19 protein-coding genes are annotated in these 21,287 nt (G+C 41.8%); 14 read left to right on the top strand and 5 right to left on the bottom strand.

Annotation, left to right across the window (positions count from 1 at the left end; all coding sequences use genetic code 11):
* Window positions 1–97: 97 nt before the first annotated feature.
* Together M0221_RS10265 and ampD are read right to left on the bottom strand one after the other, a co-directional pair.
* Complete coding sequence (locus tag M0221_RS10265) at window positions 98–616, bottom strand: hypothetical protein (RefSeq protein WP_483283755.1); 519 nt, start codon at window positions 614–616, stop codon at window positions 98–100.
* A gap of 45 nt (window positions 617–661) precedes the next feature.
* Window positions 662–1,249: a 1,6-anhydro-N-acetylmuramyl-L-alanine amidase AmpD gene (gene ampD / locus M0221_RS10260; RefSeq protein WP_483283754.1), complete on the bottom strand. Its 588-nt coding sequence runs from the start codon at window positions 1,247–1,249 to the stop codon at window positions 662–664.
* A 217-nt stretch (window positions 1,250–1,466) separates the two neighbouring features.
* On the opposite strand from ampD, the gene M0221_RS10255 reads away from it, so the two are divergent.
* From M0221_RS10255 to lpxC, 12 genes are all read left to right on the top strand, one after another.
* Window positions 1,467–3,581: an Lnb N-terminal periplasmic domain-containing protein gene (locus tag M0221_RS10255; RefSeq protein ID WP_483283753.1), complete on the top strand. Its 2,115-nt coding sequence runs from the start codon at window positions 1,467–1,469 to the stop codon at window positions 3,579–3,581.
* 26 nt (window positions 3,582–3,607) lie between these two features.
* A complete protein-coding gene (locus M0221_RS10250; protein WP_483284782.1) occupies window positions 3,608–4,450 on the top strand; it encodes an SDR family oxidoreductase in 843 nt (280 codons plus the stop codon).
* A gap of 81 nt (window positions 4,451–4,531) precedes the next feature.
* Entirely contained in the window at window positions 4,532–5,527 is a 996-nt protein-coding gene (locus M0221_RS10245; RefSeq protein ID WP_263241568.1) for a hypothetical protein, read from the top strand.
* A 71-nt stretch (window positions 5,528–5,598) separates the two neighbouring features.
* Window positions 5,599–6,303 (top strand): orotate phosphoribosyltransferase, encoded by a 705-nt coding sequence (gene pyrE, locus M0221_RS10240; RefSeq protein ID WP_483283752.1) that lies wholly within the window; start codon window positions 5,599–5,601, stop codon window positions 6,301–6,303.
* A gap of 102 nt (window positions 6,304–6,405) precedes the next feature.
* Window positions 6,406–7,377: a glutathione synthase gene (gene gshB / locus M0221_RS10235; protein ID WP_483283751.1), complete on the top strand. Its 972-nt coding sequence runs from the start codon at window positions 6,406–6,408 to the stop codon at window positions 7,375–7,377.
* Window positions 7,378–7,715: 338 nt separating this feature from the next.
* A complete protein-coding gene (murG, locus tag M0221_RS10230) occupies window positions 7,716–8,801 on the top strand; it encodes an undecaprenyldiphospho-muramoylpentapeptide beta-N-acetylglucosaminyltransferase (protein WP_201551245.1) in 1,086 nt (361 codons plus the stop codon).
* A 69-nt stretch (window positions 8,802–8,870) separates the two neighbouring features.
* Window positions 8,871–10,310: a UDP-N-acetylmuramate--L-alanine ligase gene (gene murC, locus M0221_RS10225; RefSeq protein WP_011514348.1), complete on the top strand. Its 1,440-nt coding sequence runs from the start codon at window positions 8,871–8,873 to the stop codon at window positions 10,308–10,310.
* A 50-nt stretch (window positions 10,311–10,360) separates the two neighbouring features.
* Window positions 10,361–11,506: a D-alanine--D-alanine ligase gene (locus tag M0221_RS10220; protein WP_483283750.1), complete on the top strand. Its 1,146-nt coding sequence runs from the start codon at window positions 10,361–10,363 to the stop codon at window positions 11,504–11,506.
* A gap of 508 nt (window positions 11,507–12,014) precedes the next feature.
* Window positions 12,015–12,842 (top strand): cell division protein FtsQ/DivIB, encoded by an 828-nt coding sequence (locus M0221_RS10215; RefSeq protein WP_263241576.1) that lies wholly within the window; start codon window positions 12,015–12,017, stop codon window positions 12,840–12,842.
* A 152-nt stretch (window positions 12,843–12,994) separates the two neighbouring features.
* Window positions 12,995–14,287, top strand: coding sequence for a cell division protein FtsA (ftsA, locus tag M0221_RS10210; protein ID WP_201551241.1), 1,293 nt, complete (start codon window positions 12,995–12,997; stop codon window positions 14,285–14,287).
* A 245-nt stretch (window positions 14,288–14,532) separates the two neighbouring features.
* A complete protein-coding gene (ftsZ, locus tag M0221_RS10205) occupies window positions 14,533–15,729 on the top strand; it encodes a cell division protein FtsZ (RefSeq protein WP_011514344.1) in 1,197 nt (398 codons plus the stop codon).
* 358 nt (window positions 15,730–16,087) lie between these two features.
* A complete protein-coding gene (lpxC, locus tag M0221_RS10200) occupies window positions 16,088–17,005 on the top strand; it encodes a UDP-3-O-acyl-N-acetylglucosamine deacetylase (RefSeq protein ID WP_263241580.1) in 918 nt (305 codons plus the stop codon).
* A 298-nt stretch (window positions 17,006–17,303) separates the two neighbouring features.
* On the opposite strand, the gene M0221_RS10195 is transcribed toward lpxC, so the two are convergent.
* Window positions 17,304–17,819, bottom strand: a complete 516-nt coding sequence (locus M0221_RS10195) for a DciA family protein (protein WP_149492059.1) — start codon at window positions 17,817–17,819, stop codon at window positions 17,304–17,306.
* 267 nt (window positions 17,820–18,086) lie between these two features.
* Here M0221_RS10195 and M0221_RS10190 point away from each other — a divergent pair, with 267 nt between their 5' ends.
* Window positions 18,087–18,815: a CHAP domain-containing protein gene (locus M0221_RS10190; protein WP_011514341.1), complete on the top strand. Its 729-nt coding sequence runs from the start codon at window positions 18,087–18,089 to the stop codon at window positions 18,813–18,815.
* 98 nt (window positions 18,816–18,913) lie between these two features.
* On the opposite strand, the gene M0221_RS10185 is transcribed toward M0221_RS10190, so the two are convergent.
* On the bottom strand, window positions 18,914–19,666 hold the full coding sequence (locus tag M0221_RS10185) for a DOMON-like domain-containing protein (protein ID WP_483283749.1): 753 nt from the start codon (window positions 19,664–19,666) through the stop codon (window positions 18,914–18,916).
* A gap of 222 nt (window positions 19,667–19,888) precedes the next feature.
* Window positions 19,889–20,197, bottom strand: coding sequence for a YhbY family RNA-binding protein (locus M0221_RS10180; RefSeq protein WP_011514339.1), 309 nt, complete (start codon window positions 20,195–20,197; stop codon window positions 19,889–19,891).
* A 370-nt stretch (window positions 20,198–20,567) separates the two neighbouring features.
* Between M0221_RS10180 and M0221_RS10175 the strand changes: the two genes are divergently transcribed.
* The gene (locus M0221_RS10175; protein ID WP_020444183.1) at window positions 20,568–21,200 is read left to right on the top strand and encodes an RlmE family RNA methyltransferase; all 633 of its coding nucleotides are present in this window, start codon (window positions 20,568–20,570) and stop codon (window positions 21,198–21,200) included.
* Window positions 21,201–21,287: the final 87 nt, after the last annotated feature.

Here is a 21,287-nt window from a genome sequence, read left to right as displayed (position 1 = left end):
CATAACCTAGGTAAATGCATTGAATATGGAATATCAAGTGTTAAAAAACGTTGATAAGATGTGCGGCTATTTTTTATTGCGAAAAGTAAATTGAGGATTAAATAGTTTTATAGATTTCATTTAGGAGTCTAAATAGCTCAGAACGTTTATCAATCATAGATTTTCTATAATTGGCTGTATCATTATGGTCGAAAGGTATATCTACAGACTCGACTCTCTTTTTAAGAGCTATAACTGTTTCGCCATATTCTCTAAGCTTAATTTGAGCACTACCATAGCCAAATAGTAGTAATAAAGATTCTGCTTTCGTTAGCTCACTAAAGCTATCGAATAATTCGCTTTGTGCATCTAATAACTTATTAGTTGGGGAAATAGAGTTGTCTAATGAGCCTTTGAAACGCCAGTCAGTAGCGAGTGCCCAATACCGCAAGGCAATCTGATTAAAAATCTCGACTTTTTCTGCGACTTCTTTTAGCATCTCAAACTCGCGTTCTATTTTAGCTTTTTTAAGCTCGTTACGATGCTGTGTTGAGGATAATAGAAAAGCAATAACGCCTGCTATCAATGCGCCCAAACCTATTTTTACTGCCGAATCAACCACTTCAATCCAAGTCATAATTTTTCCAATTAGTAAATAGTCATTATTAAAATTAAAAACCCATCACTTTGATAGTACAGCTACCATTTCACGCAATCTTGTCCATTCAAAACAATCACCGGGGTCAGTCTTGCGACCGGGTGCAATGTCACTATGACCAGTCAGATGCCGACGGGTTTTGGGATACGCGTCATAGATTGCGCCGATTGCGTTTGCCAATGCCTCATACTGCGCCGCGCTAAAGGGCACAAAATCTGACCCTTCAAGCTCAATGCCAATGCTATAATCATTACATTCGGCTCGACCAAGATAGCTCGACCTGCCGGCATGCCATGCACGTTCGTTAAAATTCACAAACTGGGTGATAGTACCGTCACGCTCGATAAATAAATGTGCGGAAACTTCAGCGCCTTTTATCGTCTGAAAATAAGGATGGGCGTCCCAGTCTAATTGATTGGTGAACAAAGCTTTGACGTAGTGGTTGCCATCAGAACAGTACGTGCCAAACTCGTTAGGCGGTAGGCTGATATTGTGAATAACAATTGTATCAATGCTGATATGTTCAGGTCTTTTATTAGTGTTTGGCGATGCAAGCCACGTGGCGGCAGATAATTGACCCTCGTTGATAGTCATTGATGATGCTATAGACATAATGCTCTCTTTTATCGTGGTTATTAATCAGCAGAAGAATGCGTTTTATCGTAAATTTTGTATAAATAAATAGCAAATATATCGTCATTTCAGTATAAACAAGAGAGACGTCAATAATATTTTGCTAAAAGTCTATTGTTACTCATAAATGTTCAAATTTTTAATGAGCGTCCATCACGTGATAAGCGTATCACCTTTACAGTGCGAGATTTTACTTATGTCTATACACTCAGTTTCAAATCGTATTGCGCTAGATGGTACGCCAATACAGCTTAGCCGCCGTGCACGTTTGTCATTGGCGATAGCTGGACTGCTGCTAACTGCGCAAGCACAGGCATTTTTACCAACGCCTGCATCACTGGTTACGACTGGTGAGCTTGCACTTAATACCGATGCCAATACCAATACTAATAACAATGCTAATAACAATGCTAATAACAATGCTAAAGCCGAAACAGATGCAAATCAGCTGCTAAATCTATGGCGTGAGCAGGCTAAGACAAAAAATCTTGCCCAAGATACGACGTGGCGCCGCTTATTATATTTCTCTGATGAGAAAAAAGGCTTGTTTGGCAAAAATAAAAATATCAGTACGGTCGATGACGCTCGCTTCTTTTTGAGCTCAAATGGGCGTGAGGATGCAGGTGCTGAGCTTGATGCGATGCTTGTTGCCTTTGCTGATGAAATGGCTAATAAAACCAATAATTCTAAAACTAATAATACTGCTCAAGCTAGTAATAGCAACTCTGCGCTATGCCGTTTCCCAGCGCGAGCAAAATGGCTAAGTGATACCTTAGCTATTGATAAGTCAGCCATGCAGGTAACTTGTCCAGAGCTGACGGAATGGATGCAAAAGCTTGCCCCTGAGCAGCTGTCTATTATGTTTGCGCAAGAGTACTTAGACAATCCTCTGTCTGCTTTTGCTCATACCTTACTGCGTATCGATTCAAAAGCAAGTGTGGCTGATCCAAGCCAAATTCATCATGCTTATGCGCTAAATGATACGGTCGATGGCGATACCAAAGATAACTTTGTATTGTATGCCATCAAATCTATGACGGGTGGCTATAACAATCTGATCGAGATTGACCCTTATCCAGAAAAGCTTGCTAAATATCTGCAAGACGATGAGCGTGATGCGTGGACATATCAATTGGATTTGACCCCAGAGGAAGTACAGCAAATCATATTGCATGTTTGGGAAACCAAAGAGTTAAAATTGCCTTATTACTTTACCTCTGACAACTGCGCCTCTGAGATTTTGCGCCTGATAGATGTGGTACGTCCAGAGCAGCATTTATTAAGTCAGCTGCCTTATGCAGTTATTCCATCAGATGTGGTACAGCTGCTGAACAAAGAAGGTTTTCTTGCTAGCACCAATTATACGCCGGCTGATAGTACCTTACGCCAAGCGCAATTGAACAAAGTCAAACAGGAGCGTAAGCAGCTCGGCTACCATAACAACCCAAAACAGACGATTAATGAGATTAAGTCGGCCCAGCTCAATAAAGTTTCGAGCATGTCAGCTGATGGTCAGGCGTTACTCACTCACCAGATTGCGGTCTCAGATACCAATCCTCTCAATCGACATTCGCTGCAAATGGGCAGTATTGGCATCGGTCAGCGTGGCGATAATAATTACATCGATCTTGGCGCACGCGCAGGCTATCACGATACCCTTGATAATCCATCTGGTTTTCCGCAGTTCTTTGATTTAGAAGGTGCTTCTGCGACTGTGCGTTTGTATGACACAGATAATGATAAAGCCAATCAGCCAAAAAGTGTGGTGTTACAGAATTTGACTTTGATTAAAGGGCGTTCTTTTAACCCTGTCAATTCGGCTAAGAAGGGCAAAACCTGGGGCGCGAGTATAGAGGCCACGCGTGTAAACGATGGCTCGCAGCAAGACAGTACTGACCATTTAGTTGGTAGCTTGGGCTATGAATCAGGATGGTCATGGGCATTTGGTACGCCTAGTGCAGGGACGGGCGAGATGCCGCCGCAGCTTTGTTATACCTTTTTGGCAGGTACCGCCCAAACGGGGCGTGGTATTAATAAAGGTTTTCGTGTCGGCGCAGGCGTAAACGCTGGCTGCCGTTACCAGATTAACAATCAGTTACGTGCGCAGGCTGAATTGCAATTGCCATATTGGTATCATGGCAGCAGCGACGACTCTAATGTGCGCGGTCACTATTGGCAGCCGATATCAAGCTTAGGGTTGCAATACGATATCGATAAAAAACAAGCATTACGTATCAATGCCAATTATGAATGGCAAGATCGCATTGATGCCAATGACGATGTACAGCTGTCGTATCGACGTTATTTTTAGCAGCATCTTCAAAGGCAGGAATTATGATGAATACGCATAATATATTAATTATCGGTCAAGGTGACATTGGATTACCAGTGACCAATAAGCTTGCGCAAGATGGCTTAAATGTCACAGGGCTGGCACGTAATGAGCGACAGCATTACGCACTGGATGATAAAGCTAAATTTATGCAAGCAGATGCGTTGACGCTTAGTACTGAGCAACTGCAAGACTTTACTCATATTGCTATCATTGTCACCCCTGATGAGTACTCAACCAATGGTTATCACAATAGCTACTTAGCGATTAACCAGCATTTAGCGTTGCTTGCGGATAAACTATCCAATCTTCAGCGCATTGTTTTTATTTCTTCAACTGGGATCTATGGGCAAGATAACGGTGAATGGATCGATAAAGATACCGTGCCGATGCTGCCTAAACGCGAAGCATCACAGGTGATATTGCAAGCAGAGCAAATGCTGAAACAAGGTTTTGATGATAAAGCAATTATCATCCGCCCAAGTGGTATTTATGGGCGCGAGCGCTTAATGCGTGTGCGTAAAGCTAAAGAGTCAGAGAAAAAGCCGATAGTAGCTGGCGTGTGGACCAATCGCATTATGGACTCTGATTTGGTCAATATTATCGCCAAAGTACTGACGATAGAGGTACCAAAGCCTGTTTATATTGCAACCGATTATTTGCCAGTGACGTCCTTTACGCTGACCACTTGGCTATGTGAGCAACTGGGTGAAGCGCTGCCAGTACTTGATGATAAGAATAGCGCCATGACCGGAAAGCGCCTACATAGCAATATTCCGTTAGCGTGGCTGACGTATCCTGATTGGCAAATGGGATATGAAGATATTTTGCATCATCAAGACTCATAAGTTGCTATAGCGCTTAAATACGTTTTCAAATATATTGTTCATGGATGCTGTTTTATAATAGCACTCACTTAGGGAGATTTCATGACCCAGCCTTTTACTTCTGATGAGGGTTTATTCAGTGTTGATCTTGTGGCAGAGGGTCAGTTTGCAAATAATAATGCGGCGCAATCAGCCGTTTTATTCAGTAGTGACCAGCCTGCGATTGTCCATCCTAATTTTGATCCGACGCAAGTGCCATTAGATCCTGCAAGACCGCTAACGGATATTCCAGAACCAGCGCGACGCTTAAATGGGCAATTACGCCGATTATATGGCAATGCTGCCCGTTTTTATCAGCCTGATAAGGACAGCTTGTCAAAATGGTCGCTTATTGCGTCAGAGGCATTAGCAGAACATTTATCATTACTAAACGCTGCTAAATTGATAGCGCTGCCTGATAGTTTTTATCACAATCAGAGCGAGCAGCCATTAATGTCGTCGTTAAATGAGATGGTTTTGCTAGATATGTCAGATATTCAACAAGCAATTCGGGCGTATCCAAGATTGAATCGTTATGGATTTTCAGAGACGGAGAGCGAAGAGAGTGATAAAGATATTAATGCTAAAACCAAAGCGTCTGCTGCACTATCTCTGCGCACCCTGACCAAACGCTATAACCCTGATGAGCTTTTAAATAGTATGTATGCTGATGACTGGCACGTAATACTGCAGCCGCAGCAGTTCGAGTTAGGTGAAGGCAGCTTAGCGACTGATATTATGGCGTGTAGCGTTGCTGTTCATGCTTTAAAGCAGTGCAGCCGCCGCAAAAGTATCAACCATAGTTATAGTGCCGCGCAAATTTGCCAGCATATACGCAGCTACTTACTCAGTCAGAGTATCTGTGAGCCTGCTCAGCGGCATGCCTATCGCCAAATTCGAATTTTTGCAGGGCATGTGATCATAGCCGCTCATCATTTGGGCTGGAATATTCAAATGAGTCGTGATGGTCACTGTTATTTTGACCTCTCCTCACGTTGCGGTCTTCTGACCCGATATCCCAATATACAAGATTATGATATCAATGGTTGGTCAAGTTAAGCGCCAACGCCTATAATGCGCGTCATGATAATCATTTTTAAACCTTTCTTTTTGTTCATAGGAATTCTCTAATGCCCCATGCCCAATACGCTAACAATGCCCCATTTTCATCTCATGCCTTTATTCAACTGGCGTTAGACAACCAAGTCTTAAAGTTTGGCGAGTTTGTCTTAAAGTCTGGTCGCATTAGTCCGTATTTTTTTAATGCAGGTTTGCTTGCATCAGGTGAGATGTTGTCGCTATTAGCACGTGGTTATGCAGATGCCTTAGCTGAACAGATGGCTGCTACAAATGAGGGTAAAGGCGCACAAGAACTGGTTATCTTTGGTGCCGCTTATAAGGGTATTCCCTTTGTGGCAGCAACTGCACAGGCTTTATGGTTACATCATGGTATCAATGCCAACTGGGGCTATAACCGTAAAGAAGCCAAAACGCATGGTGAAGGCGGTAATTTGGTCGGCGCTGATGTTAATGGCAAAGCCGTTTGGGTATTGGATGATGTCATTACCGCTGGTACAGCGATGCGTGAAGTGGTTGAGATTTTAGAACAAGCAGGCGCACATGTTGCTGGTATTATTGTGGCGCTTGACCGTAAGGAAAAAGGCTTAGCAGAGCGCTCGGCGATTCAGGAACTGGCGGCAACGTTAAACGTTCCAGTGCGTGCCCTTGTCGATATTGACGACTTAATCAGCTATCTGGCAGAGGGTGGTCATTCGAATCAAAATGCAACCCAACTTGCAAAAATGCAGCATTACCGTGCTCAATATGGCGTATAGTTAAGCGTAACTATTGCTATCTATACTTGCCTATATTGGCATGCTGATATGTGATTTGTGTGTATTTTATCTATTAATAACATCCTGTAAATGAGTATTCTTATGAGCCTAGAACAGCCAAAAAAATCTTTGAACATACTTGTGATTATGGATCCCATTGAGCAAGTTAATTATAAAAAAGACACCAGTCTGGCTATGATGTGGTCGGCGCAAGATCGTGGACATCGTTTGGGTTACTGTCAGATTCATGATTTATGGCTTGATCGTGGGCAGTTGATGGTCGATACGCAGTCAGTTGCTGTCAAGCGTGATCCTGAGGATTTTTATACGTTAGGGGATAAGACGACAGGTTCGGTCAGCGATTATGATGTGATTTTGATGCGTAAAGATCCACCGTTTGATATGCGCTTTATTTATGCAACTTACATGCTTGATCATGCCAAAGCCGCAGGTGTACTGGTCGTCAATGACCCACAAGCCATTCGTGATTGTAATGAGAAATTGTTTGCTACTTGGTTCAGTGACTATATGAGCCCAACGATTGTGACCAGTAAACAGGCTCACATTCGCAAATTTATCGCTGAGCAGAAAGACGTTATTGTCAAGCCATTAGATGGTATGGGCGGTACGGGTATATTTCGTTTGACTGCTGATAGCCCAAATATTGGCGTAACGCTTGAGATGTTGACTGAGCTTGAAACGCTGCCAATTATGGCGCAGCGTTATCTACCAGAGATTAAAGAAGGCGATAAGCGTGTATTGATTGTTGATGGCGCTGTGGTTGACTATACCTTAGCTCGTATTCCAACGAAAGGTGAAACCCGTGGGAATCTTGCTGCTGGCGGTAGCGGTGTGGCTATGCCGCTGACCGATATCGAACGCCAAGTAGCAGAAGTGGTCGCGCCTATTGTCAAAGCAAAAGGTTTAATGTTCGTTGGTTTAGACTTAATTGGTGGACGCATTACGGAAATTAATGTCACCAGTCCAACCTGTGTGCGTGAGATTGATGATCAATGTGGTACAGACATTGCGACCGATTTTATCATCGCAATAGAGCGAAAACTTTTAATCTAATAGGCTGCTAAAGCTTGTTAGTTAAATAAGCTGTAAGGATAGAGTAATGTAATGCTCATCTACTGGCACAATGAGTAAAAATAGTTGTGCTAACATAGATCGTTAAAACGTCAGGGTACTAGCGTTTTGATAACGATTTCGCGGTATTTACCAAAGCCAAGTCGCGATTATTCACGGCTTGGATTTTTGTTATTGGTCGGGCAGAAATGACTATATATCAGACCACGATTTACACTATACTATGCGGGCTTTTAAACAGCTCTAATGACCCGATGAGTAAGATGGCTATAGGACAATAAGTCCTTCATATCAATACAAAAAAGATAGGCAGGCGTTTCATGAAGACACCGCACATATTAATGATGGCTGCTGGTACTGGCGGGCATGTATTTCCAGCACTTGCGGTTAGTGAAGAACTGACTAAGCGCGGTGCGGTGATTCATTGGTTAGGCACACCAAACGGTATGGAGAATGGTTTGGTGGCGCCAACCGGTTATCCTTTTCATGCGATTGAGATGCAAGGCTTACGCGGTAAAGGGATTGGGCGTTTGCTTAAAATGCCAGTTACATTGCTTTCTGCGACTATGGCAGTGATCAAAATCATTCGTGGTAATAATATTGATATAGTGGTTGGCTTTGGCGGATATGTCAGCGCACCCGGCGGTATAGCAGCCCGTTTGACCAAGACACCGCTTATTATCCATGAGCAAAATGCCATTGCTGGCATGAGTAACCGCTACTTAGCGAAGATGGCGACCAAAGTCTTGCAAGCGTTTGAAAATACCTTTGGCAATAGTCAGCTTGATGCAAAACTTGAAACAGTTGGTAATCCAGTACGTAATGCGATTACTGGTGTTGCTGAACCTATAGCGCGTTATGATATAAATGACTGCTCAGCATTAAAACTGCTAGTGGTTGGCGGCTCACTGGGTGCACAAGTGCTAAATGAGACCGTGCCAAAAGCACTGGCGTTAATAGAAAGTCCGTTTGAGGTACGTCACCAATGCGGGCGTAATAATGAGGCTGCCACACAAGCAGCTTACGATGAGCAAGATTTGAGTATGCACAAGTTTACCGTACAGCCATTTATCGATGATATGGCAGCGGCTTATAACTGGGCAGATATTATTGTTTGCCGTGCTGGTGCGTTGACCGTTACTGAAATCCAAAATGTGGGTATTGCCGCGATTTTTGTACCATTGCCAAGTGCAGTTGATGACCATCAAACGGCAAATGCGCGGACGTTGACATTACATAAAGCGGCGATTCTATTACCGCAAAATGAATTGACGCCCAAACGCTTGAGTGAAGAGCTTGCAGCCCTTGATCGACCTGCTTGCTTAGAGATGGCAAAAAAAGGTCATACGCTTGCCAATCGCCAAGCCTGCCAACACGTTGCCAATACTATCTGGCAAGCTTTATAGATAAACAAATAAATACCCGATATTTTTGCCTTATTATATTTTATCCGTCTTATAAAAAGAGAAACCCTTATGCCAACCTCTGCTAAAGCCTTAACCAAACGTTTGATTGAAATACCAGAAATGCGCCGTATTCAGCATCTACATTTTATTGGTATTGGTGGTTCAGGGATGTGCGGTATCGCTGAGGTTATGAATAATCAAGGCTATCAAGTCAGTGGTTCTGATATTACTGAGAGCTTAGTGACCAAACGTTTGGCGCAGATTGGTATTGATATTGCTATCGGTCATGATTCCAAAAACATTGCCAATGCCGATGTCATCGTTGTATCGTCTGCCATTGATCGTAGCAATCCTGAAGTAAAAGCAGCATTGGAAGCACGTCTTCCAGTAGTGCGCCGTGCGGATATGCTTGGTGAATTGATGCGTTATCGTCACGGTATTGCTATTGCTGGAGCGCATGGTAAAACCACCACGACCAGTTTGCTGACCACTATGATGGCAGAAGGCAATTTAGATCCTACTTATGTGATTGGCGGTAAGCTTAATGCTTCGGGCAAAAATGCCGCGCTTGGTAGCAGTCGTTTTCTAATTGCCGAGGCTGATGAGTCTGACGCCTCATTCTTGTCATTGCATCCGATGGCGGCGATTGTCACCAATATTGATCAAGATCATATGGAAACTTATGGCAATAGTTTTGATAAATTAAAGGCAGCTTATATTCAGTTTTTACAAAACATGCCGTTTTATGGTCTGGCAGTGGTCTGCGGTGATGATCCTGAGCTGTACGCGATGATTGATGATATTGGGCGTCCAGTATTGACCTTTGGTCTTGAGCCATTTAATGATGTACAAGCCGTTGATTTGGTCACCGAAGGTACAAAAACCCATTTTACAGTGCTACGTCGTGATCATGAGCCATTGCGTCTGACACTGAATATTCCGGGCGTGCATAATGTCTACAATGCGCTTGCAGCCATTACTATGGCGACTGATGAAGGCGTCGATGATGCTGCAATCACCCGTGCGCTACAGAAGTTTGAAGGGGTTGGTCGTCGTTTTGAGCAACATGCTTCTGTGGAGATAGATGATGGTAATGTGCTGCTGATTGATGATTATGGTCATCATCCAAAAGAAGTTGATGCCACCATCAAAGCGGCGCGTCAAAGCTTTCCTGAGCGTCGCTTAGTGATGATGTTCCAGCCTCATCGTTACAGCCGTACCCGTGACTGCTTCGATGATTTTGTCGAAGTACTCTCAAGTGTTGATGAGTTATTATTGTTGGATGTCTATTCTGCTGGTGAAAGCCCTATTGCTGGTGCGGACACCAAAGCCTTAGCACGTAGTATACGTTTGCGCGGTGCCGTCGAGCCAACGATAGTGGATAAAGATAATATTGCCCCTGTCATGCAGCGATTATTGAAAGCAGGTGATATGCTGATCACCCAAGGCGCGGGTAATGTTGGGCAAATAGCTATCGATCTCGCCGCCAATAATCTTTATATCAAATAAGCCTTAGAAGCATTAGAAGCATTGCTTTAAAAATATTAGGAGCACTAACGATGACCATGAATAATACTAAAGAAAATAATAATATTGATAAAGATGGCGTTAATGTTGAGCAAAACGCTACAGATAACAGTAAAAACAACATTAAAGGCAATGTTCAAAATAACGCTGCCCCTATTATCAATCCAGAAACAGCTTTAGCAGCTGCTGCACAAGCAGAGCAGGATAAAGTAAATAACAATAGCCAAAGCGCTAATACGTTACCCGCTATTAAAGAAAGTAAAGTAAAAGAGGCGAGTGAGTTTGGTAGAGTTGCTGTCATTTACGGTGGTAATAGTAATGAGCGTAGCGTGTCTTTAGACAGCGGTGCAGCTGTATTGCAAGCACTACAAAACCAAGGGGTTGATGCCACGCATTTTGATCCTAAGCATCAAGACATTACTGAACTACGTCAGTATGATCGTGTATTTAATGTCTTACATGGTCGTGGTGGCGAAGATGGTCTGCTGCAAGGCGTACTACAGTGGTTTGATATTCCTCAAACTGGCTCAGGTATTTTAGCGTCAGCACTTGGTATGGATAAAGTACGTACCAAACAGCTGTGGCAAGGCTGCGGATTATCGACTGCACCGTTTTCACTGCTAACCGCTGATACCGACTGGCAGCAGGTGGTTAATATGTTAGGACTACCAATGATTATCAAGCCTGTTCATGAAGGCTCAAGCATTGGTATGACTAAGGTTAATAACCTTGATGAGCTTCCTGCTGCCTATGCAACCGCCGTACAATGTGGCGATGTAGTGATGGCGGAGCGCTGGATAACTGGTCGCGAGTTTACTATCGTTATCATTGATGATGAAGCTTATCCTGTCATTCGCCTAGAGCCTGCGGATATCACCAATTTTTATGACTTCGAAGCCAAGTATAATCGTAACGATACCAGCTACTATATCCCTTGTGGTTTAAGTGCTGCGGATGAAAAGCATTTGCAAGATCTAAGTTTATCGGCGTTTCGTGCCGTTGATGCAAAAGGCTGGGGACGTATCGATGCGATGCAAGACGAAGCGGGCAACTTTTGGCTACTTGAGATTAATACCGTACCGGGCATGACCAGTCATAGTTTGGTACCCATGGCAGCCAAAGCTCGTGGCATGGATTTTGAGAGCTTGTGCTGGCATATTTTGGCGCAAACGGTGTAACACTTTATTAAATAAGTCACTGCCTACATAAAACAAGCTGTTCTTAGTAATTATACAAGAGTGATTATTTCAATAAATGAGGTATTTAAACTATTTATCATTGTTGAATAGTAGCTTCTCATTATTCGTAATGTATCGCTATAGCTGCTATACCACAGCTTCATGTAAACTTGTGTAAATTCGTTAGTAGTAGTAGGGGTTAGGCTATTGTTTGAAGGTAAAATGCGTTAATATTGTAACTATCTAGTGGTTTTGGTGATAGTTATGCAACGCTTTGGTAAGTCCTTCATTAAATAAGAGAAATGTTACATTTAAAGGCCGACAAGCACACTTTATATTGCCATTTAAAGTTACGAATTGATAGCATATCTATTGAATGGATTTTACACCTGCATAATGGTGATAAGCGCTTTTGCATAAATAAAAAAGATCATCGATTTACGTAAATATGAATCGAATGTATGAAATATACAGATTATTTTGATTAAATATAGGGACGAAGTTTAATATGGCTCAAACTGTCAATGACGTCGCTGACTTGATGAGTGATAAAACCCGTCACCCAAAATCAAACTTTCAAGTACCCACTGCGGTTAGATACTTTTTTACCGTATTGGTGCTTGGGTTATTAGTGCTGATATTGATAATGGGCGGTAAGGCTTTACGTAACGCACCTCCAGCAGCTATTCATGTCGATCATCAAGGATTGACGGTTGCCGAATATCGGGCGCTACAGCATGTTATGAATCAGCAAAGTGTGAGCAGCTTTTTCACCTCTGATTTGCAAGCGCTGAGAGATATTACCACTGGTTTGGCTTGGGTTGATCAGGTCAGTATCAGTCGTAACTGGCAAAAAGGTATTGTGGTTACTGTATTACCTAAGCAAGCAGTGGCAAATTTTGGTACTGAACGTCTAGTGGATGCAACGGGCAATGTGTTTGTCCCTGCTGATAGTAGAGATTTAACGCAAGAGAACTTTGCAACTTTGCAAGGCAATATGACTCAAGCGCCAGTCATTATGCAACAGATGCAGCAAGTCAATGACTGGTATGCTCCGCTTGGCTTACAAGTTGAAGATATTATTTTGTCGCCAAGAATGACGTGGCTGATTCGTTTTGATAATGGGTTACGTATTATCGTTGATAATGAGAATACGGCGCAAAAGCTACTGAACTTAAGCCAGCTGCTGGGTAATCAATTAAAAAACCGCCGTGATGAGATACAATCAGTAGATCTTCGTTACAAAAATGGATTTACGATTGCATGGAATATAGCAGTGCCAAAAGATAATGATACACCCGTAAAAGAAAAACCAACAACTGAAGCACCTCTATAAGTAATATATAAAGTAGCCAACACGCTAAACTTGTCTGCTTTATTTTTTATACAGAGTATACATACGCTATTATCAGCTGATAATAGACTTATTTTAATGATTTAATGGAGACATCATTTGTTCTCCTGTTTAGCGATAATTTGTCTGGTACCATGAAAAATACTGAAAATTTGGTTGTTGTCCATTTAAGTGCCACGGCAGTTTATGTCGTCATTGGTAGTGTTGTGTCTGCAAAAGACATCCGTATTATGGGTGTGGGGCAAGTTAAGAATAGCGACTTTTATCAAGGTCAAATCAAGCATCGCGAACGCTTGCAAGGCGCTATCAAACAGGCTATTCAAGAAGCGGAAGATACCGCTAATTGCCGTGTGCATAGTGTGTGGCTGACGCTGGCGACTCCTGAGCTATTGAGCAAAAATAGTGCGGGCGATGTTAGAGTAGAAGATGAATTCGTTCGTGCTAAAGATATGGTGCAAGCGCTCTCAAATGCCAAATCGCAAGATTTGTCATCTGACTATTATTTGATGCATTGTTGTCAGCAAGGTATTTATATCGATAACCAAGAGTTTATGGTTGATGATGCCATTGATATGGTGGCGCACAATATAGCTGTGATGTATCACATGATGATGATGCCAGTTGCTGGTCGTCAAAATATCCAAAAACTATTGCAAAGCTGTGATGTGGGTATTGATCATATTGTCTTCGATGCGGTAACCAGTGCCGAATATAGCTTGATGAGCGAAGAGCGCCAACAAGGCGTTTGCTTGGTAGATATAGGTGCCAGCACCACAAGTATTTGCGTTTATAAAGAAAATAAGCTGATTTTTACCCATTGTATCGCAACGGGTAGTCATGAAGTGACGATGGATATTTCAGCAGACGTTGGTATTTCAATGATAGAGGCTGAAAAGCTGAAAAAATCGCATGGTACAGTGGATGTGAACAGCGTAGATCCAAGCTCGTTTTTCCTGTTTAAACCGCAAGGGTCAGGTGATGAAATCAACATTGGTATCTATAACCTTGCGCGTATTATCGAAGCCCGTTACGTGCAGATTTTCACTGAAGTAGTACGCCAGTTACATGAAGCGGACTTATTAGGCTATATTGATAAGGGCATTGTGCTCACAGGCGGCGGTAGTGCGATTAAAGGCATGATACCGTTTGCGAAAAAATTATTAAAAATGCCAGTGGTATTAACCAATACGCATCCTGCGATTAGTGCTTATAATCATTTTGATAATGATGAATCCTTTAAGCAGCTGAATCTTCAGGTTAATGATCGGGCTTATCAAACGGCATTTGGTACACTACTATATAGCCAAAGCGAGCAGTTTCGGCGCAGTGAAAAAAGCGAGCCTGAAGCGATTCAAAAAAATCGTGTGACGGGTGTTTTTCAAAGTGCTGGTCAACGTTTTGCCAGTGTACTAAAAAAGATATTATAATTGTCCTATAATCCTGCTGACAATCTACTTACCGTAATTAGATAAGCGGTTTGTCAGCAAGACCAAGCAAGCATATTAAAAGCAATACCCTGTATAATAACGGCATATCTTGGTTAAGCATTACTATTTAAGCCATGGCCCTGTTTTAATCAAATACATTTATATATAGTAAGTCGATAGCGCGCCATATGCGTGTGTTACCACGTATCGACCATCACGCTATCTGCAACTGGAGAAACTTTTTTATGTCAAAATACACCATGCCAGATGATAATCAGCTTCAAAATAATGGCCAAGCAAGCTTCACTGTATTCGGTGTAGGCGGCGGCGGCGGTAATGCAGTTGAACATATGGTACAGCAAGGGATTAGAGGTGTAACATTCGTCTGTGCCAATACGGACAAACAGGCGCTTGATCGTTTGACCGCACCGCATAAGCTACAACTTGGTGCAAAAACCAACCGTGGTCTTGGTGCAGGAGCGAATCCAGAAGTGGGTCGTGAAGCAGCAGAAAGTGACGAAGAAGCAATTCGTGCACTGCTTGAGCATTCAGATATGGTCTTTATCACTGCTGGAATGGGTGGTGGTACGGGCACTGGTGCTGCACCAGTCGTAGCACGTATTGCTAAAGAAATGGAAGTACTGACCGTTGCTGTAGTTACCACGCCGTTCAAATTTGAAGGCGGCAAACGTATCAAAGCTGCCAAAGCGGGTATCGAGCAGCTGACTAACTTTGTAGATTCTATCATTACGATTCCAAATGATAAGTTGATGAGTGTCTACGGCAACATCTCTATGCAAGATGCGTTTAAAAAAGCAGATGATGTGCTATTGCATGCAGTCCAAGGTATTGCAGAGACCATCGCTAGCGAAGGTATGATCAACATTGACTTTAACGATATCCGTACCGCAATGACCGCTAAGGGCCATGCGATGATGGGTATCGGTCGTGCCAGCGGTGATGATCGTGCGCGTCAAGCGACTGAAAAAGCCATCAGATCGCCATTACTTGATGATTTGCGCCTAGAGAATGCCAAAGGCTTACTCGTCAACGTGATTTCATCTGAATCCTTATCTCTAGATGAGATGAGCAAGATCAGTGTGATCGTCGAAGAAATTACTGATATCGATGAAGCGCATATCTTCTATGGCTCAGTGATTGATGAAAAAATGGGCGACGACTTGCATGTGACGGTTATTGCAACTGGTTTAACCTTAGATGAAAACGCTGGTGAAGAGCCTGAAGTGGTGGAGCAACCTGTGCCTTCTGTAAATAGTACGCAACCTGTTGACCCAAACTTGCATACCAGTGCATTGAACAGTCAAAAACAGTCTCAAGCTCAGTATCAAGAAAACCCAATTCGCTCTAATACTGTGCCTGAACAGACTAAAACTAAGACCAATAGCATTCAAGATTATCTAAAGCGTCAGCAGAACAAATAGATCTCATTCGTATAAATATTGCTCTCTAAAAAAGCCAGCGTTCAAACGCTGGCTTTTTTGTGCCTATTCATAATTTCTGCTATTTACCAACTACTTATATATTGGTTATTCCTATTTATCAGAAAATGTTACCTACTCATACCAATTTAGGCGGTATTTTCAAGAGAGGAAGCCTTTCAAAGCCCGATATTTCATAGCCGTCTGTTGGTGATTGCGACTAAACAGTCACCGATAATAATGCTTCGATAAGTGTTATCAATCAAAGAGATAGGTAAATTAACGCTTTTTATCGCTAGCGAACAGGGTTCGGGTAATGATACACTATGGCAATTGTAACAAAATATGTGAGAAGACAGCCATGAATCAACGAACCATAAAAACAGCAATTGCTGTTACAGGTACTGGTCTTCATAGTGGTCAACCTGTTGATTTAGAATTTCATCCGCAACCAATCGATACTGGAATCGTCTTTGAGCGTTCTGATATTACTGGCAGCATGCCAATTCCTGCCAGTGCCTTTTTGGTACAAGATACCATGATGTCATCTAATCTGGTGTTTGGTGGTACACGTGTCGGCACGGTTGAGCACTTGCTGAGCGCGATAGCGGGACTTGGCGTTGATAATCTATTAATTCGTGTATCAGCATCAGAGATACCTATTATGGATGGCAGTGCTGCGCCTTTTGTAGGACTGTTATTGCAAGCAGGTTTTTGCGAACAGGATGCTTCAAAGAAATTTATCAGGATTGTACGTACGGTACGTGTCAAAGTTGACGATAAATGGGCAGAGCTACGTCCTTATAATGGATTTGAGCTTAATTTCGAGATTGATTTTGATCATCCTGCGATTGATAAAAACTTTCAGCATGCCCAATTGCAGTTTTCAACCCAAAACTTCATTGAGCAGCTGAGTTCAGCACGCACTTTTGGTTTTTTACGTGATATCGAAGCCATGCGTCAGAACAATCTGGCATTAGGCGGTAGCATGGATAATGCGATTGTTATCGATGAAAGTAATATTTTGAACGAAGAAGGTCTGCGTTTTAATGACGAATTTGTTCGTCATAAAATTCTAGATGCACTTGGTGATTTATATCTGATTGGATATCCCATTTTGGGTCGTTTTAATGCTTATAAATCCGGTCATGCTTTAAATAACTTATTGGTACGTGAGATTTTATCTGACCATAATAACTTTGAAATTGTAACTTTTGATGACAATGTAACATGTCCTATCGAATATTTACCTTTGAATGGTATAACTGTCGAAGGATGAATACAGGAATATACATGAAGTATCGAAACATTTACGCAATATTACATAAAATGGTTATAAGTAGAGTGAAATTATATTCATATAAGTGGATATATATTTCTTTATTTTATGATAACTTGTCTGTATAGTAGATGAGATAAAAGCTGTAGCGAATAGCAAAATCATCTGTCAGTGAGGTTCACAATGTGAATAACACTGACAGATGATTTTTTTTGTTTTTGGAATTACAAAAACCCAGCCTGAATCGTATCATTTACCGGATTAGTTTACATAACTTTACATTATCTGCAGGGGTTTTTTAAGGATTTATAAGGCGTAATAGTGCTTTTTTGAGGTTTTCATCAGTGGTGACATGCTCTGCTGCCTGTGATATAGTCCGCTTTGTGTTTTGGCTAAGAGCCTGATTTTCATGGGCTTTAACGGACATTGAGCGTAATGCTGACAAGCCTGATGATGATTTAGAATAATTATTATTGGTAGATTTATTGGCTATGACGACGCGAATTTGCTTGAGTTGTTTAAATGTAATTGACTGCTCTGTTAACACTTGCAAATACGCGCTCTGCAAATAGCGAATATGATTGGCAGCAGTGACGGACTCGACACTGAGTGTCAATTGCTCAGACGTTAAGCCTACGACCCAGCAGTTATTGAGGATTTCCTCAGGTAGACAATCTACCAAAAGCGCTTTTATTTCAGTGGTCGCTTGCACATATAAACGCATACTATCAGATAGGCTTTGAGGTAGCGCACTACCAGCAAAAGCTTGATGATCGATGAGAGTGGCAAGGCGGTTAGGGTTTTTTTTGGACATCGTAATGACTCATCTAATAGGTGAAAAATCGATACTCATAATAAACAGGCTCTAAACGCTCATTTTTAAAGCAAGGTATGACGTAGCAAACGATTTATGTAGTAGATGATTAAGCTGCTAATGATATCAGCATCAGCTACTTAAGAAGTAAAAGAGCGATTGTACTAAATATTTTATCATGTTTATTTCATGATTATATTCTCTAAACTAATTCATGCTTTGTCACGGATGACGAGCAATTCTGTTTTCACAATAGGTAGTAAATTTATGAAACAAGCTTTATTAATTTTATCAGTATTGGGAATGGGCGTAGCACAGACAAGTGGTGCTGCCGAAACAACCTTTCAATCAAATAATACCTTGAGTCATACCATCACCAATATCACTACTTCTGCGAACTATGGTTCTAGTCGTAACATCTACAGCACCAACAGCGGTGCATATGTTTCTAGCAATGATGAAATCAGCCAAGCAATCGATAATTTAAGCGCGCATGCAAAACAAAAAGAATATCAGCTTGCTTCGCTAACCAATCGTTTGTCTTATGAGCAACGTCAGCAGAAAGTAAGTTCAGTGCCAGATCGTTATTCGGCGCCTGCTATTGCAGCAGCGAATGCTTCACGAGTCGCTTTATCTAGTAGCACAGGCTATTGCGCTCGTTATGTCCGTAAAGCGTTACAATCAGCGGGCTACGAATTCACGCCTAATCCTTCAGCGTATCAATATGCGTCTCGTGGCACACTGTCACAAGCGGGTTTTACCAAAATCAGTAATAACATGGAACCACAGGTTGGTGATGTGGTTGTTTATGACCGTACCTCAAGTCGTCCTCATGGCCATATTCAAATATTTGATGGTAATGACTGGGTGTCTGACTTCCGTCAAAACAGCATCAGCCCATACAGCGGTCATTACAACTATACGACGTGGCGCGATGCTAGATACGTCGATGATGCTTCAGATCGTGGTATCTACCTTGCTATGGCTGACAAATAAGTATCAGTTAAGCGCTCTCTCCGGACTCAGTAATGCTCTTTATGACATTACTGAGTTTTTTTATGTCTTAAATAAGGCTAGCTATTAAGTTGATATTTTTACTTGGCAAGGGCGGATAGCCTATAAAATGGTGTCCAATACTGACTATTATGAAAGTCGGGTGGCGATGCATGTTTGGGCGCAAAGTATAGAATCGTAGCGCCAAAGGATAAAATAACACAAGGATGTATGTATTTGATAAGGGCATCATTACTGTAATCTGACTTGCGATTCAATGATGTCAATGAATCTAATGGCATTCTAAAGCTGCGTTGGTAGTGATAACGTTCATGTGTTGATATTGGGTAGTCTATTAGCAGTTTCAGGTTGTTACCGTCTATCCAATCGATAGCAGCACGTGTCTGTCCGTCAGCGTACATAAGAGGTCTTGGCGGTAGTGTTGTAGGAGAGCGATAGCTGTCAAACGCATAAAGCGCATACTGACCTTCAGGACTGGCATTGATTTCAATATAGGACATTGTCATATTGGTTTTGGGGGACTTATCACTATCTTCTGAACGGCTACTTATTAAAGAACCTGCTAAAAAGCACTCAAGGCAGGTTTGTTCCCACAGATAATCCTTAAAGCCTACTTTATCTGCTTGCCACTTTGGCCAAGTCAATTGAGCAGCTAAGCACTTAAGAGGTAACGTCACACGATATTCTAGCTGCAAATAAGCTTCTGGCTGCGCTACAAGCGTTGCGCTTACCTGTACGCTAATTTGCTGTAAAGCTTCTGGCGTCACGCCAAGTTGCTGCGCGTCATCTGCTAAGGTTTCAGTTGCTAGGTATAAATCAAAACTCTGGCTCATTATCTTATTATCTCAAAAAGTATTAGCATCATAAAATATGATATAGCTGCTAACGAATATTGCATGTTAAATAGTGAACTATAAATGACATAAAAGCCGCGAGCAAAGTTGCATCGCGGCTTTTATTATTCACCGTCATCATCTGTCTAAAAATAAATCAGCAGGCTATTTTAAACCACTTTATATACAACAGACGATATAGACTTAGCAAGTAATGAGGCATTACACATTACGAGCAAGATTTGAAAGCTTAGGATTGGCATTTGGATTTTTGCGTAGCAATAGCGCCATACGACCAATTGAGTGAATCAAAGTTGCCTTTGCAGTAGCAGCAAGCTCAGCACCGATGACATCACGCTCTTCCTTGGTACCAGCAGGCAATTTTACTTTAATCAGTTCATGATCTGATAAGGCGCGATCAATCTCTTCAGTAATGCTTGGCGTAACACCTTTATTGCCAATCATGACAATCGGTTTCAAATCATGACCAATGCCTTTTAAGCGTTTGATGGTTGCGTTATCAAGTTGCATAGAATTCCTAGGGGTTGGTAAAAACAAAATATAATAAAATTGAGAGCAATTGATGACCATTATAATTAATCTATGATCATCTTGCATGAGATCAGCAGGATTTTGCACGATTTTACGTGATGAAAATGTTAAACTGCCATTATGGGTACATTATAAACGCTACGCTCTTATAAAGCAGTGTTTTCACTAAGAAAAATTAACGGTTTAGTCTTTTGAAGCTAATAAATAGCTTGATAGTATTGAAAATCATAGTTAATAGTGTTTTTGATTGCATGGTTGTAGAAAGTGACATAAAGCAAAAAGTATATTAAGACATTAGTTAATAAATACATATGCGCATATAGAAAAGCACGTTATAGGAGCAGGAATTTTGGCCACACGTATTGAAAACAAAAAGTTGTCAAAGAGCAGTAGTGCTTGGATGAAAGAGCACATTGATGATCACTATGTGCAAAAGGCCCAAAAAGATGGCTACCGTGCCCGTGCTGCTTATAAATTATTAGAAATAAATGAAAAAACCAATCTGATCAAAAAAGGTATGACCGTTGTTGATTTGGGTAGTGCCCCTGGCAGCTGGTCTCAAGTGGCTGGTCAATTGGTTGGGGAAAAAGGTATCTTGATTGCCTCTGATATTTTGCCGATGGATACCTTGCCGGATGTTACCTTTATCCAAGGTGACTTTCGCGAGCCAGAAGTTTTTGACCGTATCATGGCTGAGGTTGGTGATAGACAAGTTGATGTGGTGCTGTCTGATATGGCGCCCAATACAGCAGGTAATAGTGCCATTGACCAGCCGCGTATGATGTACTTATGTGAGCTGGCGGTCGATTTCGCGCTGGCAACCTTACCAGAAGGTGGCGCGCTTATTATGAAAGTGTTTCAAGGCGAGGGTACACAAGAATTACGCAAGCAGATGCAGGCGGATTTTAGTAAAATCCGTAGTATTAAGCCTGGTGCTTCTAGACCGCGCTCAAAAGAGATATTTTGGATTGCAATCAAGTAATATGAAATGAAACTCTCACCTCAAAATTAGCCAGTTAAAATCATTGAATGAAAACGGCTACAATCGTTAACTGAATAAATGGGAATG

It is taken from the genome of Psychrobacter sp. ANT206 (genome assembly GCF_056880555.1).
This window is presented reverse-complemented; position numbering and strand designations above follow the sequence as displayed.

Bases quoted from the DNA above. Each gene is read 5' to 3' on its own strand.
- M0221_RS10265 (WP_483283755.1), bottom strand. From the start codon at position 616: ATGACTTGGATTGAAGTGGTTGATTCGGCAGTAAAAATAGGTTTGGGC.
- ampD (WP_483283754.1), bottom strand. From the start codon at position 1,249: ATGTCTATAGCATCATCAATGACTATCAACGAGGGTCAATTATCTGCC.
- M0221_RS10255 (WP_483283753.1), top strand. From the start codon at position 1,467: ATGTCTATACACTCAGTTTCAAATCGTATTGCGCTAGATGGTACGCCA.
- M0221_RS10250 (WP_483284782.1), top strand. From the start codon at position 3,608: ATGAATACGCATAATATATTAATTATCGGTCAAGGTGACATTGGATTA.
- M0221_RS10245 (WP_263241568.1), top strand. From the start codon at position 4,532: ATGACCCAGCCTTTTACTTCTGATGAGGGTTTATTCAGTGTTGATCTT.
- pyrE (WP_483283752.1), top strand. From the start codon at position 5,599: ATGCCCCATGCCCAATACGCTAACAATGCCCCATTTTCATCTCATGCC.
- gshB (WP_483283751.1), top strand. From the start codon at position 6,406: ATGAGCCTAGAACAGCCAAAAAAATCTTTGAACATACTTGTGATTATG.
- murG (WP_201551245.1), top strand. From the start codon at position 7,716: ATGAAGACACCGCACATATTAATGATGGCTGCTGGTACTGGCGGGCAT.
- murC (WP_011514348.1), top strand. From the start codon at position 8,871: ATGCCAACCTCTGCTAAAGCCTTAACCAAACGTTTGATTGAAATACCA.
- M0221_RS10220 (WP_483283750.1), top strand. From the start codon at position 10,361: ATGACCATGAATAATACTAAAGAAAATAATAATATTGATAAAGATGGC.
- M0221_RS10215 (WP_263241576.1), top strand. From the start codon at position 12,015: ATGGCTCAAACTGTCAATGACGTCGCTGACTTGATGAGTGATAAAACC.
- ftsA (WP_201551241.1), top strand. From the start codon at position 12,995: ATGAAAAATACTGAAAATTTGGTTGTTGTCCATTTAAGTGCCACGGCA.
- ftsZ (WP_011514344.1), top strand. From the start codon at position 14,533: ATGTCAAAATACACCATGCCAGATGATAATCAGCTTCAAAATAATGGC.
- lpxC (WP_263241580.1), top strand. From the start codon at position 16,088: ATGAATCAACGAACCATAAAAACAGCAATTGCTGTTACAGGTACTGGT.
- M0221_RS10195 (WP_149492059.1), bottom strand. From the start codon at position 17,819: ATGTCCAAAAAAAACCCTAACCGCCTTGCCACTCTCATCGATCATCAA.
- M0221_RS10190 (WP_011514341.1), top strand. From the start codon at position 18,087: ATGAAACAAGCTTTATTAATTTTATCAGTATTGGGAATGGGCGTAGCA.
- M0221_RS10185 (WP_483283749.1), bottom strand. From the start codon at position 19,666: ATGAGCCAGAGTTTTGATTTATACCTAGCAACTGAAACCTTAGCAGAT.
- M0221_RS10180 (WP_011514339.1), bottom strand. From the start codon at position 20,197: ATGCAACTTGATAACGCAACCATCAAACGCTTAAAAGGCATTGGTCAT.